Source organism: Pseudoalteromonas sp. 0303, assembly GCF_013349995.1.
GTDB lineage: Bacteria > Pseudomonadota > Gammaproteobacteria > Enterobacterales > Alteromonadaceae > Pseudoalteromonas.
On the sequence record NZ_JABVXF010000019.1, the window covers coordinates 26,418 to 42,386 of the forward strand.

20 protein-coding genes are annotated in these 15,969 nt (G+C 40.8%); 8 read left to right on the forward strand and 12 right to left on the reverse strand.

Annotated features, from left to right (window positions below; genetic code table 11):
* The first annotated feature begins 149 nt into the window (after window positions 1–149).
* The 4 genes from HUS62_RS13290 to HUS62_RS13305 are packed head-to-tail and all read left to right on the forward strand — an operon-like array spanning window position 150 to window position 2,553.
* Window positions 150–842, forward strand: a complete 693-nt coding sequence (locus HUS62_RS13290; protein ID WP_175079915.1) for an aspartate/glutamate racemase family protein — start codon at window positions 150–152, stop codon at window positions 840–842.
* A gap of 9 nt (window positions 843–851) precedes the next feature.
* Window positions 852–1,214 carry a VOC family protein gene (locus HUS62_RS13295; protein WP_175079916.1) on the forward strand — a complete coding sequence of 121 codons (363 nt, stop codon included), beginning with the start codon at window positions 852–854 and terminating at the stop codon, window positions 1,212–1,214.
* 19 nt (window positions 1,215–1,233) lie between these two features.
* On the forward strand, window positions 1,234–1,815 hold the full coding sequence (locus tag HUS62_RS13300; protein WP_175079917.1) for a uracil-DNA glycosylase family protein: 582 nt from the start codon (window positions 1,234–1,236) through the stop codon (window positions 1,813–1,815).
* A gap of 3 nt (window positions 1,816–1,818) precedes the next feature.
* A complete protein-coding gene (locus HUS62_RS13305) occupies window positions 1,819–2,553 on the forward strand; it encodes a phytanoyl-CoA dioxygenase family protein (RefSeq protein ID WP_175079918.1) in 735 nt (244 codons plus the stop codon).
* A gap of 48 nt (window positions 2,554–2,601) precedes the next feature.
* Here the strand turns inward: HUS62_RS13305 and HUS62_RS13310 are convergent, their stop codons facing one another.
* On the reverse strand, window positions 2,602–3,159 hold the full coding sequence (locus tag HUS62_RS13310; protein ID WP_175079919.1) for a short-chain dehydrogenase: 558 nt from the start codon (window positions 3,157–3,159) through the stop codon (window positions 2,602–2,604).
* Between the two features lie 112 nt (window positions 3,160–3,271).
* Here HUS62_RS13310 and arfB point away from each other — a divergent pair, with 112 nt between their 5' ends.
* Window positions 3,272–3,685: an alternative ribosome rescue aminoacyl-tRNA hydrolase ArfB gene (arfB, locus tag HUS62_RS13315; protein ID WP_175079920.1), complete on the forward strand. Its 414-nt coding sequence runs from the start codon at window positions 3,272–3,274 to the stop codon at window positions 3,683–3,685.
* A 135-nt stretch (window positions 3,686–3,820) separates the two neighbouring features.
* Window positions 3,821–4,141 (forward strand): hypothetical protein, encoded by a 321-nt coding sequence (locus HUS62_RS13320; protein WP_175079921.1) that lies wholly within the window; start codon window positions 3,821–3,823, stop codon window positions 4,139–4,141.
* Between the two features lie 16 nt (window positions 4,142–4,157).
* Here the strand turns inward: HUS62_RS13320 and HUS62_RS13325 are convergent, their stop codons facing one another.
* From HUS62_RS13325 to HUS62_RS13350, 6 genes are all read right to left on the reverse strand, one after another.
* Window positions 4,158–5,192: a DUF2955 domain-containing protein gene (locus tag HUS62_RS13325; protein WP_175079922.1), complete on the reverse strand. Its 1,035-nt coding sequence runs from the start codon at window positions 5,190–5,192 to the stop codon at window positions 4,158–4,160.
* Between the two features lie 13 nt (window positions 5,193–5,205).
* Window positions 5,206–6,267, reverse strand: coding sequence for an HlyD family secretion protein (locus HUS62_RS13330; protein WP_175079923.1), 1,062 nt, complete (start codon window positions 6,265–6,267; stop codon window positions 5,206–5,208).
* Window positions 6,268–6,271: 4 nt separating this feature from the next.
* Window positions 6,272–6,748 (reverse strand): MarR family winged helix-turn-helix transcriptional regulator, encoded by a 477-nt coding sequence (locus tag HUS62_RS13335; protein ID WP_058584360.1) that lies wholly within the window; start codon window positions 6,746–6,748, stop codon window positions 6,272–6,274.
* A 135-nt stretch (window positions 6,749–6,883) separates the two neighbouring features.
* Entirely contained in the window at window positions 6,884–7,309 is a 426-nt protein-coding gene (locus HUS62_RS13340) for a TlpA disulfide reductase family protein (protein WP_175079924.1), read from the reverse strand.
* Window positions 7,310–7,356: 47 nt separating this feature from the next.
* On the reverse strand, window positions 7,357–8,247 hold the full coding sequence (locus HUS62_RS13345; protein WP_175079925.1) for a spermidine synthase: 891 nt from the start codon (window positions 8,245–8,247) through the stop codon (window positions 7,357–7,359).
* Window positions 8,232–8,858, reverse strand: a complete 627-nt coding sequence (locus HUS62_RS13350; RefSeq protein ID WP_054563122.1) for a fused MFS/spermidine synthase — start codon at window positions 8,856–8,858, stop codon at window positions 8,232–8,234. The genes HUS62_RS13345 and HUS62_RS13350 overlap by 16 nt, the downstream gene beginning before the upstream one ends.
* 192 nt (window positions 8,859–9,050) lie before the next feature.
* Between HUS62_RS13350 and HUS62_RS13355 the strand changes: the two genes are divergently transcribed.
* Window positions 9,051–9,509, forward strand: coding sequence for a GyrI-like domain-containing protein (locus HUS62_RS13355; RefSeq protein ID WP_175079926.1), 459 nt, complete (start codon window positions 9,051–9,053; stop codon window positions 9,507–9,509).
* Window positions 9,510–9,588: 79 nt separating this feature from the next.
* On the opposite strand, the gene HUS62_RS13360 is transcribed toward HUS62_RS13355, so the two are convergent.
* Entirely contained in the window at window positions 9,589–10,095 is a 507-nt protein-coding gene (locus HUS62_RS13360) for a hypothetical protein (protein WP_175079927.1), read from the reverse strand.
* Between the two features lie 133 nt (window positions 10,096–10,228).
* Between HUS62_RS13360 and HUS62_RS13365 the strand changes: the two genes are divergently transcribed.
* Entirely contained in the window at window positions 10,229–11,239 is a 1,011-nt protein-coding gene (locus HUS62_RS13365; protein WP_175079928.1) for a S9 family peptidase, read from the forward strand.
* Between the two features lie 219 nt (window positions 11,240–11,458).
* On the opposite strand, the gene HUS62_RS13370 is transcribed toward HUS62_RS13365, so the two are convergent.
* From HUS62_RS13370 to HUS62_RS13385, 4 genes are all read right to left on the reverse strand, one after another.
* Window positions 11,459–13,789: a S9 family peptidase gene (locus HUS62_RS13370; protein WP_175079929.1), complete on the reverse strand. Its 2,331-nt coding sequence runs from the start codon at window positions 13,787–13,789 to the stop codon at window positions 11,459–11,461.
* A gap of 94 nt (window positions 13,790–13,883) precedes the next feature.
* Window positions 13,884–14,684, reverse strand: coding sequence for a class III extradiol ring-cleavage dioxygenase (locus HUS62_RS13375; protein WP_175079930.1), 801 nt, complete (start codon window positions 14,682–14,684; stop codon window positions 13,884–13,886).
* 88 nt (window positions 14,685–14,772) lie between these two features.
* Window positions 14,773–15,429 (reverse strand): thiopurine S-methyltransferase, encoded by a 657-nt coding sequence (gene tmpT / locus HUS62_RS13380; RefSeq protein WP_175079931.1) that lies wholly within the window; start codon window positions 15,427–15,429, stop codon window positions 14,773–14,775.
* A 9-nt stretch (window positions 15,430–15,438) separates the two neighbouring features.
* A complete protein-coding gene (locus HUS62_RS13385; RefSeq protein ID WP_175079932.1) occupies window positions 15,439–15,927 on the reverse strand; it encodes a DUF2938 domain-containing protein in 489 nt (162 codons plus the stop codon).
* Window positions 15,928–15,969 lie beyond the last annotated feature (42 nt).

Here is a 15,969-nt window from a genome sequence, read left to right on the forward strand (position 1 = left end):
CAAATAGAAAAGATAGTAGTTATCATTTGCATAAACGTATTAAATAATGAAACAAAACCAACTAACTCGATCTGTTAGTAAAATAATGATCTGCTAGCTTTGTTCTGTGCAATATCATATGGTGTTAAGTAAATAAAAAGGGAGCTGCAATGAAAACAATAGGCTTAATCGGTGGCATGAGTTGGGAGTCTACACAAAGTTACTACCAGCTTTTAAATCAAGGTGTTAAAAACAAACTGGGGGGGTTGCATAGTGCCAAGATAGTACTCGTTAGCCTCGATTTTGCCGAAATAGCTGTGCTTCAACAGCAACAAGATTGGCCACAGATGGCCGAGATACTCATTAAAGCCGCTAAGCAAGTTGAAGCCGCGGGCGCTGATTATTTATTAATTTGTACTAACACAATGCACAAACTAGCTGAGCAAGTGCAAGCTGCGGTTGCAATTCCTTTGTTACACATTGCAGATGCAGTTGGTGAAAATCTGATCCAGAATAACTTTAAAAAAGTGGCTTTGTTGGGTACCCAATTCACTATGGAACAAGACTTTTACAAGCAACGCCTAGCTGATAAATTCGCCATAGACGTGTTAATTCCTGATGCTCAGGGGCGTGAAACAGTGCATCGTGTGATTTATGACGAACTATGTAAAGGCATCATCAGCCCAGAATCTAAAACTGAGTATTTAACCATTATTGATAATCTAACTCAGCAAGGTGCTGAAGCCATTATTCTTGGTTGCACCGAAATAGCCTTGTTAGTTCAACAATCAGATACGTCTATTCCATTACTTGATAGTACAGCACTTCATTGCGCTATGGCGCTTGAGAATAGTTTAAATTAGGAGCACACCATGTCGAACCACCATTGCTTAAATTATGTTGAATTTGCTGCTAAAGATTTAGCCGCAACAAAGGCATTTTTTCATCAGGTTTTTAAATGGCAATTTACCGACTATGGCCCTGAATACACGGCCTTTAGCGCTGAATCAGCGGGCCTAGATGGCGGTTTTTATCAAGCCCCATTAACTAGCTTAACCAATAATGGCGGCGCGCTACTGGTGCTTTATTCAAATAATATTAAAGAAACTCAAGCACAGGTAGAAAAACACGGCGGCACAATTATTAAGCCCTTGTTTGATTTTCCTGGAGGCTGTCGTTTTCACTTTACAGAGCCAAGTGGTAATGAGTTAGCAGTTTGGTCAAAACAAGCATAGATCATATTTTTACTAACTCATGAGTACTCAAACACTAATAGAACAAGTTAGTAAATGCGTGATCTGCGAGCCTCATTTGCCACTCGGATCGCGGCCCGTTATTCAGTTTAATCCACAGGCTCGTATTTTAATTGCTGGTCAAGCACCGGGAATTAAAGTGCATGAAAGTGGCAAACCTTTTAATGATGCAAGCGGGCAAAGGCTTCGCTCTTGGCTTGATGTAACGAGTAATGAGTTTTACGATGAGCGCAATTTTGCTATCTTGCCGATGGGCTTTTGTTACCCGGGCAAAGGAAAATCAGGTGATTTACCGCCAAGAAAAGAGTGCGCGATTGCATGGCGTGAAAAACTCTTAGCGCAACTTAATAATATTGAGCTCACCATTATCTTAGGTAAGTACGCGCAGGCATATCATTTACCCCACACTAAGCAGCTACCCTTAACTGAGTTAGTAAAATCGTGGCGTGAATATTGGCCAAATTACTTGCCACTTCCTCACCCAAGCCCTCGCAATAATATCTGGCTAAAGAAAAATCCGTGGTTTGAGCAACAAGTATTACCTGAGCTTAGTAGTAAAATACGTGCAATTTTAGCAAGGTAAAAAATGGAAAATAACTTTTTTGCTGAAAACGGCTACTACCATGTAAAGGGCCTTTACACAGAGAGTGAGCTTAGCAAGGTAAGGGCAATTCTCAATAAATTTCATCATCACTGGTTGCAAGAAAACCAATCTTTTTACCAATCCAGAGGGATTAATAGCTCAGGTTTGACTGGTGCTGCATGTTTAAGTGTTGAGGAAAAGTTTACTCTTTTTGAGTTTGTCAGCGCCAACACACTATTGAAACAAGTTAAGGGTATTGTTGCTGAGCCCCAGTTTATGAATACTCAATTATTTTTTAACCCTTACAACCCTAAACAGGCAAATTATTGGCATCGCGATATGCAGTATCATTTAGAGCTTGATGCGCAAAAGGCCGCTCTTAGCGGCCCTGAAGTGTTACATTGCCGCGTTGCTTTTGAAGATGAGCCGGGAATAGAGCTAATACCAAGCAGCCATAAAAACTGGGATTCGGATGAAGAGTTAGCAGTTAGATTAGAACAACAGGGCGCTCGCAATAGTGACTCACTGACTCGCGGTAAAAGTGTGGCACTCAAAAAAGGTGACTTACTCATATTTTCGGCAAATATGATCCATCGGGGCTTGTACGGTATGAATCGTTTTGCCTTAGATATTTTGTACTTTGAACGTCACCCAAGCCTTAATGAGTTTGTACAAACTGGATTTTTACCAACTGCACAACAAAAGCAGCAGCTAAAAAACGCTATGGTATTCAAGTAAGCATAAAAAAAGCGGCTCACTCGCCGCTTTCTTTATTTGATAGTGCTGTTACTGCAACATTGCGAACAATTCTTTTAACTGCGGCATATATTGCTTAACTAAGTTAACGTTACTTTCGCTAACATCTGCTGTTGCAGTACTTGCTTTAACACCTTCTAAAGCACCGACCATTGAGCGAGTGCCTGCATCAGATGATGATGCCGTAAGGCTTTGTAAACCACTCATTGCTTGATTTACACGTTGCTTATTCTCTTCAGACATACCCGCTTTAAGGTTTTCTAAATACGCCATTGATACCTCTGAGCCAACAGTAACTAACTGCTCAGCTGTGAAACCATATTGTTTGGTAAGGGCTGCAAATTCAGTGTAAAACTCGTGTTCTTTAATATGGCCTAATGCATCCATTACAGACGAGCTGTCAACACCATCAGAGCTACCTAACATACTACCTAGATTCAAACTATCCAGCTCTGGTTGGTTTTGCGACCAGTTTACTACTGCAGGTAAGGCTTTAATATAACGCTGTAGCTGGTTTTCTGAAATATCTTCTGCAAAGCTAGAAAAACTCATAGCCAGTAGGCTTATTGAAATAAGTAGTGCTTTCATCGTGATCTCCTTTCTTTCAAAATGGTCTGTAACCGGCATACATAGGCTAGGAATTATGTTTGACCAATTACAAATGTTACAATGTCTTTTTTACCACAGCTAAATGAACCTGATGTTAACTATTTCTAATACCGTTACAATTGATGAATGGGAACTCGACTTTAGTGCGATCCGCTCACAAGGCGCGGGCGGACAGAACGTCAACAAAGTGGCCACAGCTATTCACCTTCGCTTTGATATTAATCGCTCAAAGCTACCTGACTTTTACAAACAACGATTGCTTAATTTAAATGACTCTCGAATTACCAAAGAGGGCGTTATTGTCATTAAGTCGCAAAGTCATCGCACGCAAGAAATGAACAAAGAAGATGCGCTTAATCGTTTAAAAGAGTTAATCGTTAACGCGACACAAGTACAAAAGAAACGAAGAGCAACAAAACCAAGTAAAAGTTCTCAGAGAAAGCGTATGGACTCTAAAACAAAAAGAGGACAAACAAAAGCATTAAGAAAAAATGTAAAATTCTAACTTTCACATCAGAAGATCGTGTCAAAAATAAGCAGAACTGTAAAGAAGTGTAACTTGTTAACAAAGTTAATTGATGGTTAATCCTGCCACGTCTATAATAGTAATACAATTTTACTGCTAATTAAGGAGCCGGGTATGGGCCAGAAATCACGGATTATTGCCGCTGCAATGATAACGCTGTCAGCTTTGCCTATGTCGAGTTTTGCTGTAGATTCATGGCAAGCCGGAAACGCGTATCCGCAAGGTAGTGAAACCTGTTATAACGAAATTCTTTATAAAGCTAGATGGTGGGCAACCCCAGGAGAAGAGCCTGGCAGTTCACAATGGGGCGCTTGGGTTGCAGATGTCGCCTCAAAAACCTGTGTACAGAGTGTAGTAAAAAAACAAGACGATTTACTTAAGTCTTTACCCACAATTTTCGAACCAAATAACAATAAAAAAGGGAGTTCTGATTAACTCCCTTTTTTAATCTTTAATCAAACGTGTGATGCCTTGTCATTGCAAAGCGATTTAAGATGTGATGCATTATGTACACCGCACATAAGCTCAATAGTATGGCCACAGACACCGACGAAAAACGATAGAGCGCGCTGTAAACCAGATCTTGCCCCGGCCCTAATGACTGGCCAAACAAAATACCAAATGTAGTGATAATACCAAAGCCAACACCCGGAATACCGCCACCAATTATGTGATAACGACTAAAGATAAAGGTCAAAATCCACAGAATTAACGCAGGAAATATCAAAATATCGGTATGGTTATACAAAAATAACTGTGCCACTAACGCTAAGTTACAACCGATTAAGGTGCCTATCGCGCGCTGCCATGCCGCCATACCTGCTGCTTTCCAGCACAATGAAAACAATATCAGTACCGAGGCCGCTTGAGCAGAGATAGAATCTTGTAAATCAAATACCTGAAATACAACAAATGACAAGGTTGCTACGGTTGAGCAAAGTAATACTTCGTGGCGCACACTTTCTTTTGCTTTTTCTGGCATTACCCGACCTTGCCGTGGTGCAACATCAGGGAATAAACCATGCATTAGCATCGAAAACAGCACAGTAACCACAACGGCAACGGCGTTACTAATGATCAACGGATAAATACTGACACCACCGCCGGTGTAGGTCGAAAAATGTAATTGAATCGACAAACTCACCACGGTTGTGGCGCCAAATAAAAAGTTAGCACCACGACTCATTTGATAAAACAAAAAGGCAAAGGCTATAAAGCTCATCATTGTCATTACAATAGGCAAGTGTGCAAACAAGCCTTGCACAACCAGCACAAACAGCGCACTGAACACAGCGCCTGCGTAAAACTGACGAATAATATGCATGTTAAGCACAGGCACTAAACCGAGCAGTAGCATAGGGTAAACAGTGAAAAAGATGCCATTCGGCCAGTTCATCAATTTTGCCAGTGAAAACCCTAGTGCTGAGCCCGTGGCAATGCGTAGCGCTTGGCGTAAGCCATTACCATCGAGTTGCAATACTGACATAACTCACCCAGCCTTAGTAAATGAAGTGCAGAACACTAATGAAGCGAATTTGCATGCTTGCAAACCAACTGCCAATGCTAGAGTCAGGCAAAAGCTGTACGGTTGCACGCGCACCACTTGGAAATTTTGCCAGCATCTGGTGTTCATCTAGCTTAATATGAATACGTTGACGCTGTGCATCTCGTACCCAACGGTTGCTGCTTTCAGTGGAACTGAGTAAACCATTAGCGTTAAGCTGACCATCACTCACACCCGCTTCAAAACTAATAATTTTGCCAGTAAACACTTTGCCCGGTAGCGCATCAAAGCTGACTTTTGCAGTACTACCAATTTGCACGTGAACTAAAGACTTTTCGCGAAAATCAGCAACTAAATCAGCTTTATTAGCAACAATCGCCATTAACGGTTGGCCCTTATTAGCATAGGTACCCGGTGTTACCTGTAAGTTTGCTATTTTACCGTCGGTATCGGCTGTCACTGTGGTGTACGACAGGTTTAGTTTCGCTTGTTCAAGCTGGTTTTGAGCATGACGAAGCGCTAAATTGTCATCCCCCATTTTACCGCGCGCTAATTTAGCCTCGTTAAGCTGGGCTTCAATTGCAGCCACATTGGCTTTGCTTGATTGATAGTTCGCATTGATAGTTTCGTACTCTTGCTCTGAAATAGAACGCTTTTTCAATAGCGACTCACCGCGTTCAAACAGCAACGTTTGCTCATGTAGCTTAGCTTGAGCAGCCGCTAACTGTGCTTCTATTGCCTTCACACTGCTATCTAAACGTTGGTTTTGTAGTTTTGCATCATCATATGCAAGTTCAGCTTGTTGCACGGCAAGCTCAAAAGGCTCATCGTTAATCTTAAACAAGGCTTGCTGTTTTTCGACGGCTTGATTATTAGTCACTAACACGTCAGTCACACGACCACTTACCTGCGGGGTCACTTGCACAACCGGATGATACACACGGGCCTGCGGTGTAACAGGCATATACAAATCGGCAATCACAAAATATAAAAATAAAACAATAAAACCCGCTAAAGAGATTTTTACGTAACGGGCAAACTTTTGATCTGGTGTCATAACGTTACTTATCTCCTGAATAATGACGGATACACTGACGAGCGTTTTGCTCCATCTGAATTAAGCCATGCGCCATGGTATCGAGTTGCTCAGTGGTTAAATCGGCATAAAGGTGCTCTTTCACATCGGCAATAATCACCTGCAATGTGTCTAACAATTGTAGACCTTGCTCAGTGAAGTACAGACGTTTACTTCGTTTATCTTCAGCGTCAGCTTTACGAGCAATAATCTCTTGTTGCTCAAGCTGCTTAATAGTGCGAGTTAGTGAAGGCATTTCAATGCCTAAGCTATTTGCTAACTCTTGTTGCGTACAACCTTGGTTTAGATGAAACAGGTGCATCATCGCAGTCCAGCGAGATTGAGTAAGGCCCAAAGGCTCAACCGCCAAAGTGACAGCATCGCGACATAAACGATGCACACGGCCCATACTGCCGCATAATGTTAAATCAAGAGTTTCGTGAAAAGGGGGAGTGGAAGACATGATGCGCTCCATTTACTTAGCATGCTAACTATTTTAATGTAGTTAGCATGCTAAGTAAATATTAGTGCAATTAATAAAATAGATAGCTGTGTTCGATAAAAGCGAACAACTGCAAAAGTTATCTGCTAGATAACACTATTTAGCAATTAACTCTTTGATATGGCTTTCATAGAGGTCTAATTTTTCAGCAATAAATCCTGTGTGTTGGAACCGTACTACGCCTTCTTTATCGATTAAAAAGCTGCTCGGCATCCCTTTAAGTTGGTATTGTCTGCCAATAACAGCATCTGGGTCGTAAATAATATTAAAGTTAACTGCAAACTCAGCTAAAAATGCATCGGCATCACTGCGCTCAACATCAATGTTTACAGCAACTACTTTAAGGCCTTGCTGTTGATACTTGCTCTGCATGGCAATAAACCAAGGAAACGAGCGTCGACACGGGCTGCACCAAGACGCCCAGAAATCGAGTAACACGACTTGCCCTTTGTATTGATTTAATAGTTTAGACAACTGCTGCTGACTTGCAGCTAAAGGTGGGGGGGAAGGGTGCTCTGCCATAGCAGCAGAGCTCGTAATTAAAAAAAATGCAATTAATGTGTATTTGATCATTGATAATTTAATAAATTCGCTGGTGAATATTGGTCAGTGAGCACCTTGGTATCCGCTGGCCAATCTTGATTACCCTTAGTATAAAACAAATGCTCGCTAAGTAACTGCAAATCAACATCGTAAGGGGTTAACTTATTTACGAGTTTGTTAACGCGTTCGGCTAACTGTTGCTGGCTAGGCATAGTCTCGAAGCCAGCTAAAATAATGCGATTAGAATTTTCATCGGTCACAACATTAACAAAGTCACCAAACACATCGAAGTAAGTTGCCGACTCATGCTGGTATAACTTGCTTGATGAAAAGGTATTTGCAGCGACAATTCCGCCATCAGCCAAAACACTTTTTACTTCTGCAAAAAATTCCTTAGTGAGAAGGTGCTCAGGGATATAATCGCCGTTAAAGGCATCAAGAATAATCCAATCGTACTTTTGTTTTTTAAGTGCGGCACGTTTAATAAAAATTCGGCCATCTTGCACCTTAGACGTTACGTTATTAGTTTCTACAAAGCTAAAATAATCACGGGCAACTTTTATTACCGCGGGGTCAATTTCGACATTTTCGATATGAGCGCTAGGGTAAAGCTCATGAATGGTATTAGAGAGTGAACCTCCTCCTAAACCTATGATCAGTACATTTTTAGGATCATCAATAAATAGTAAGCTTGCAAACGTCATTTTGGTGTAATTAAACACCAGCTTTTTAGGCTCACTCTTATACATACAACTTTGCGTACTTTTACGGGTTTTTTCGTTAAATTTTAAACACAGTAAATCGCCAGTCTTCTCCACTAAAATATTTCGATAAAGCGAGCGCTCTTTATGTATTACTTCTGCCAAGCTGCTAAAAGGCAATGTCATGAGCAAACAAACCATTAAGACTCTAAACATACAGTACGCTCCTTTGTTTTTATTTGACTAACAGCAATTGCAAGCAAACCAAGCGCGCCTAATACCGCTGCAAAGGTTTTAATGATGTCGTTAACATCAAACGCTAACACCATATAAAAAGAGGTAATAATCGTGCCAAGGGCGCTTCCTAGGGTGCTCACAAAATACAAACCACCGGCAACCTGACCACTTTTTTCATGATCGGTAACCAATAATCGCACTGAGTAAGGTGAGATCATGCCGAGTATTGTTGTAGGGATAAAAAACAACGCTGTTGACGCCAGCAACGAGCCGTAACGACTGTCTTCAATATGGGTGAAAATAAAGGTCATAATTGGCTCAGCAAACAATACTATTGGCACCACCATAATGCTTGCTACAAAGAAAATGAGACCATATTTAGTTAACGAAGGATTGCGGGTTGAGAGCTTACCGCCAAGTAAATAGCCGAAAGATAAGCTCAACATAAATACAGTGATAATACTGCCCCATATATGCACACTGCTACCAAAGTACGGCGCTAAAATTCGACCGCCTAAAAGCTCAATTCCCATAATACAAAAGCCGCTACTAAAGGCTAAAAAGTAGATAAGCGCATTGATTTTATTCATTAAACACCCGCTGATTTTGTTGTTATTTTACCCATCTTAACCTGATGCAGATAAGGATGCCATGACTGTTTTTTAAGCTGTAAAGGCCGTTGACAAAATATAGTCTTTTAAAAATCAATAATTAAAAAGGCTAGGTTAAAGTACATGTGCTCTGGTATTTTAATGGGAACAAAATAAGCAAGGAAAAATGCAATGGATCAGCAAGTAACGAAGATCAATATCGACAACCCAACAACTTTATTTGGCCTCAAAGTTCGCACCAGCAATATGAAAGAAATGAGTGGGGAAGGTGCCAAAATCGCTGGCTTATGGCAGCAATTTTACACAGACATAGCGCCAAATTTAACGCCATCTAGCCAAGTTTATGGCGTGTATACTCATTATGAATCTGATGTCACAGGAGAGTTTGATGTATTTGCGTGTACTGACATGCAAGTCACGTCATCAGAGGTAGAAAAAACTACACTTTCTACAGGTAACTATCTTCACTTTAGCGGCAAAGGTGCAATGCCACAAACCGTTATCGATGTTTGGGGCCAAGTTTGGCAGTACTTTAGTAATGAACAGTGCCCGCATATTCGAGCATATAAAACTGACTATGAGTTTTATAAAAGCAGTGAAGAAGTTGAAGTATTCATTTCGGTTGAATAACGCCAAACCCTATTTTTAGTGTAAAGCCCCATTACAGATAAAGCCGCTTATTGCGGCTTTTTATTTGCTAAAAGGTATATTAATCCTTGTTGTTATCTTCAAGAATAAGATTCTTTAAAATGGGTCGTACAACTACCAAGATTAAAGTAATAAGTACTATCGCGGCCATTGTCATGCGAACTAATCGGAAAAACCATTCAGTTTGATGAATAGGCCTATTTTCCTTTACTTCTTGTGATTCAAGTAAGGCACATGCTTGTGGTATTGAACTAAATGCATCTTTATTTGGATAATCAAAGACGAAACCTACTTTAGCAAGTGCTAGCTTTGCTTGGTCTGAGTGAAGAACATCGACGTACAAAATATGATTTTTAATATCAGCCTTGTAAGGGATCTCTTCAACGTCCAGTACATCAACTATCTTGACGGCATTGACTAAGCGCATATCTTGTATCAAAGGCCGGTATTCAGGAGCTCGAGACCATATAATTACAAATATAGCGAATACCAAGGATAAGCATAATAACCCCCACAAGGTGTAACGCTTAGGTAGCAACTCTAATACATGCGGCGGTTTATTGCTCATTATGACTTCCAATTCAATAAGTTAACTTTCATAATATAAAAGTTTTGATATGTAAAAAAGTAGTTATATACAAATAACCATCATTTAAGTTACTGTGGTTTTGTAACTTTTAGTCACCAATAAGGATGTTGTTGTGTATAAATTACTACTCTTTACCAGCCTATTTCTCGCTGTTTTTTCTACCAGCGCAGCGAAAATTATCGATGATGAACACGTAACAAAAGAAACAGACTGCTTCACAGGTATCTTTGCTGACTATGATTCGTGGCATCAATTTATTGCGCAAAAGAATAAACGCAAAGCTAAAAACGAAGAAGCATACTTAAAGCGCATTAAAGCCTTTGAAGAAACCTTTCCACAAGATATGTTCGATAACTTTAAAGCTAATTTAACCTGCCATAATTTTAAATATCAGGTCGATAATGTTGAGGTGCTTGGTTATATCATCAAACCTAAAGTCATCAAGAATAAGATTCCAGTATTAATTTATAACCGCGGCGGTAACGGTAATTTTGGCAGTGTTTATTTTGCTGCAATGATGCGCAATTTATTTCCTTTAGCAGAGCAAGGCTTTGTGGTTATCGGCAGCCAATACCGCGGTACATTAACTAAAAATGATGATTTAGATGAGTTTGGTGGCAAAGATGTTAACGACGTACTTGCGCTTATTGATTTTATTCCGCACATAGCAAGTGCAGATGAAAACCGTATTGGTATGTTAGGAGCAAGTAGAGGCGGTATGCAAACCCACCTTGCAATGCAACACACAAACAAGATAAAAGCCATTGCAACCATTGCGGGGGCGACTGATTTAGTCAAAGAGCTTACGTTTAGACCTAACATGGAAAAAAACGTGTATGTGCGTCGTATCCCCAACTATAAAGAGAACAAACAAGCAGAGCTTGAAGCACGCTCTGTGATGAACTGGGTTGATAAGCTATCACCTAAAGTGCCCATATTACTTATTCATGGCAGTGACGATAAACGAGTATCGGTCGAAAACTCAATTCAATTTGCCAAAGCGCTAGATAAGCATCATATCCCCCATAAACTTGTGGTGTATGAAGGTGATAACCACTTTTTAATGAACCATAAAGAACAACTAGAAGCAGAGCTAGTTAATTGGTTTAACACCTATTTGTAACTTTATTTTAAAAGTAAGAAGGGCCAAATAAGGCCCTTTTCATTACACACTTCGCTCGATAATCCAATAGCTCGCAGCCGCCATTACCAGCACTGATCATGTAATTCGAACTTTTGATAGCTTTCATCGAATCGCTTTATTTGTGTAACGGGGGTTTACAGTTTGCATAAAAAAACGCAGCTTAATGTCTAAGCTGCGGTATTTTTTAATAAAGCATATTTACTTGTTAAGTAAATGCTTTTCGAAGAAGTTAGCCATCATAGTGTGATAGTGCAGGGTAGTGCCTTTACCTTCTCGTAGGCTGTGAGAACGGTTCGGGTAAGAGAAAAACTCGAACTGTTTATTGTGCTTAACTAATTCGTTAATTAAACGCTCTGAACCTTGGTAGTGAACGTTATCATCTCCTGTACCATGGATCAGTAGCAACTTACCTTGCAGGTCTTTTGCAAAGGTGATCGGAGACGTATTGTCGTAACTTTCAGGATCGGTATTTGGGTTACCTGCATAGCGCTCTTGGTAGATAGTATCGTACAAGCGAATATCAGGCACTGGGGCAGAGGCAATCCCAACTTTATATTTATCGCCATGGCGGAATAACAAATTAAGCGTTGAACTACCACCACCTGAGTGACCCCATACACCAACACGGTCGGTATCAATGACATCCCAACGTTTTGCCATTGCATCAAGGGCGTCAACTTGGTCACGCACAGTAATAGAGCCTATTTTTTTATAGATAGATTTACGCCAATCTCTGCCCTTTGGTGCGCGCGTACCGCGGTTATCAACTGAAGCAACAATAAAGCCTTGCTGAGTTAGATACGACTTGTATAAGTAACTGTTACCTTCCCAACGATCTTGTACTGTTGAGCCCCATGGCTCACCATAAACATAGAAAACGATTGGGTATTTTTTACTTTTATCCATATTCGCTGGGAACATGATGTAGCCATCAAGCTCAACACCATCGCGCGCATTAACCGTAAAGAACTCGTGAGTCGGTAATTGTTCAGTCGCTAATTTCTCTTTTAGTGCTTTGTTCTCAACTAAGGTTTTCACATTGCTATGATCGCTTACTTTGATGATCTCTTTCATTGGTGGAGTGCCAAATTTAGAGAATGTATGCATCGCCCAAGAGGTGTCTTTAGACATGTAATAGCTGTTTGAACCATCAAATGATGCTGGCGTTACACGCATTGGTTTAGAGCTGCCATCAAGCGAGGTACGGAATAAATAACGCTGGCCCGGATCATCCGGTGATGCAGTAAAGTACATAACGTTTTTATCTTCGTTGAGCGCTAGCATATCAATGATGTCGTACTCGCCCGGTGTTAAATCAACAACCGTTTTACCATCGCGAGATACACGGTACAAATGGCGCCAACCATCACGCTCACTGTGCCAAATAAAGAACTTACCGTCTTTTGACCAGTTTGCTTTATAAAACCATTCAATAAAGGCATCGTCTTTATCTTCAAGAATTTTAGTCAGCTGTTGTTTTTGCCAGTCGAATAACCAAACCTTATTGTGGCTTTGCGGGCGGTTAAGATCTTGGATCATCAAAGATTCACCTGTGCCTGCCCAGCTAATACGTGGAATATAACGATCGCGATTATCGCCACCTAGTTCAGCCCAGCGAGTTTTCTTGTCGCTAAGACTTACCACACCGACTTTAACCGCAGAGTTCATCTCGCCGGCTTTTGGATACGGGAATTCTTTAAGGGTAGGGTAGAGATCATCGGTGTTATTGATCATGGTGAAGTATTTAACGCCACTGGTATCAAGCTGCCAATAGGCAATTGATTTGTTGTCTGGACTCCAGCGGAAACCATCACGAATGGTAAATTCTTCTTCGTATACCCAGTCAAAATTACCATTAACAATGGTGTCGTTACCGTCAGTGGTTAAAGCAGTCACAGCCTTGCTGCCGACTTTTTCCATGTAGATGTTGTTATCACGCACGTAAGCTACTTTTGAGCTATCTGGTGAGAACTTAGCAAACATCAGCTTTTTCGCTTCGATGTTTTCGCCACCTAACTGATACAGCGAATCAGTTTCGAGGTTTAATAGCCAAAAATCACCACGGCTACGTGAGCGCCACACTTGTTCGCCATTGGTAAAAACCATCAGCCATTTACCATCTTTAGACCATTGATAGCTTTCAACGGTGAGTGGCTCTTTCTCACCTTTTGGAATTAATTTTTCGTAGCTAACCAATACCTTACGACCCGTCCCATCAGCGTTATAAAACACAATATCATTGCCTTTTACGCCGTGCTCGTCGTCTTTAGCTTTATCGTCTTGGCTGTTTTTATCGCTTTCGCGCTCTTCAAGTACCGTATAACCAGTACCATCATCGAGCCACGTAAAATAGGTGCTACGCTCAGCTTTAAAGTCTTTTTCTTTATAAATTTGTTCAAGCGAGAGCGAATTAGCCGTTGCGTTCACTGTTGCTGATGGCGTGCTCGCTTGCTCTGTACTTGAGCATGCTTGCAAACCTAAACCCGCAACCACAGCAAACGCAAGGGTTGATGTTTTTATCAAGTTCATTTTGTTGTTCCTAGGTTTTAACTTACCTAGCGTACCAAATTAGACGAATAAAATCTGAGCTTTTATCGTGTTATCAGGGGGGTTGAACTTAAACTCAATCGTCCCACAAGAACATACTGGCTTGCTTATTGGCAATACGTAGTTCGTAGATATCACTACAAGGGCGCATCGCCGCACCATAGCAAACATGTAACGGCAATAAGTGCTCTTCTCGAGGATGACTAAAACGCGCCGCAGGGGCCATTTGCCATTCTAATAGCTTAGCTTGTCGCTGTTTTTCACTCAGCTCAGTATTACAACACACATCGACTAACCATTGCTCAAAAGCGATATTTTGCGCTTTAATTTCAGCGGTTTCAGGGGTGAAAAATGCGCGCATATTATGAAAAGTAAAGCCAGAACCAATGATCAATAAATTATCGTAATCAAGCTGCTGTAAAGCCTCACCTATCGCTAGATGTAAGCTTGGCTCAAGGCTTGGATGTAACGACAATTGCACACAAGGTATATCTGCTTCTGGATACATAATCTTCAAAGGCACATACATACCGTGATCAAAGCCACGAGATGGGTTTAATGTGCTATCAATATTAGCCTTTGCCAATGCCTGATGTACTTTTTCGGCAAGGGCTGGTTCACCTGGGCTTGGGTACTCAATACTGTAAGCAGGCTCAGGAAAACCATAGTAATCATAAATTAGCTCAGGAGCAGCGCTCGAAGTGATGCTAATTGGGTTCGCTTCCCAGTGCGCACTCACCATCAAAATAGCTGACGGCTTTTGAATTTTTGCAGCAATAGACTGCAAACAAGTGACCATATCGGCATGACTTGGATCGCCAAGTAAAGGCATAGGACCGCCGCCATGAGAAACAAAGAAAACGCGTGGCTTTTGCATAAATGTGCTCCTTAAATACACTTTTCACTATAGTGCACGCACAAAGATATAAAAACTAGCCAGAAAAACGCACAACTAGAGTGTGAATTTACACACCACTAGTTTGTAAGTACCAACTTAGAAGCCAAGCTACGTTCATGGCGGGCACTTGCCCTTTTAAGCCACCTTCGAGAGGCTCTTTGCACAGTAATGTTAGTTGATAAAAAGCATCGTAGTGCTGATGTAGCTCATCGGCGACCACACTAAACGGCGGACCCGAAAACTCACTTTGCTGATACTCAAATACCACCACTAATTGTTTTGCTCTATTGGTTAACTCTAGTAAATGCTGGGTATATCGAATTCGTACTGGCTTTGGTAGCGCAACTAAAGCGGCACGGTCATAAACTGCGTTGATAGTGCCAAGATCAGCTGCAGTAAGTGCAAAAATATCACCCACCCAAACGGTTAGATTTGCGCCTTGGTAACATAATAGTTCGCCGTGTTGGCTAATTTCGGGTTCTAGCTTTAACTCATCAAATAACTGCTTAATGGCAATCTCACTCAGTTCAGCCCCGACAACACGCATACCTTGCCCAAGTAAATAATGAATGTCGTGAGTTTTTCCGCACAGTGGTACAAAAACAGTATCGCCTTGCTGCAAATTCAAGTTAGTAAAATACTGATCTAGATAACGGTTAACGTCTCCTTCATGAAAACCAATTTCGTTATTTTCCCAACGTTGATGCCAATGCTTTGCGTCCATTACATACTCCTAAATAAATTGAATGAATTGAGCTGATAAATATATTCCGACACCAAAAAGTAGGTGAGTTACAGCACTTTTTAAGCGGGCTTGAAGTGGGTTTGCTGTTTTCGTAGCCATTATCCCCATCCCTAAAGCGGGCTGCATAACAAAAAATGGCATAGATACGCTAGCTAATCCAAATATACATGCAGCGATTAAGGTGGGCTGTTCAAGCCAAGCAATACCGACCAATAATATAAATAGAAACGAAAATAAAACACCAATAAAGTAGTGTAAACACCAGCCAAACACGCACTCAAACTGCTTAACTGGACTAGTTGCTATATTCAGGTGCTTAAACTTTCCATCTAATAAACCCAAGCCCCAACGGCCAACTAAACAAAAGTTTAATGACGGTATCTTAAACACTTTAGCCAGCATAAAAGCATAAAGATCAATGAACAAAGTCGCCGCTATGCCTACAAAAGTTATCACATAAATATCATTAACACTCATAATTAGATGCTCTTAAATGATTTAATAAAAGACATGATATCT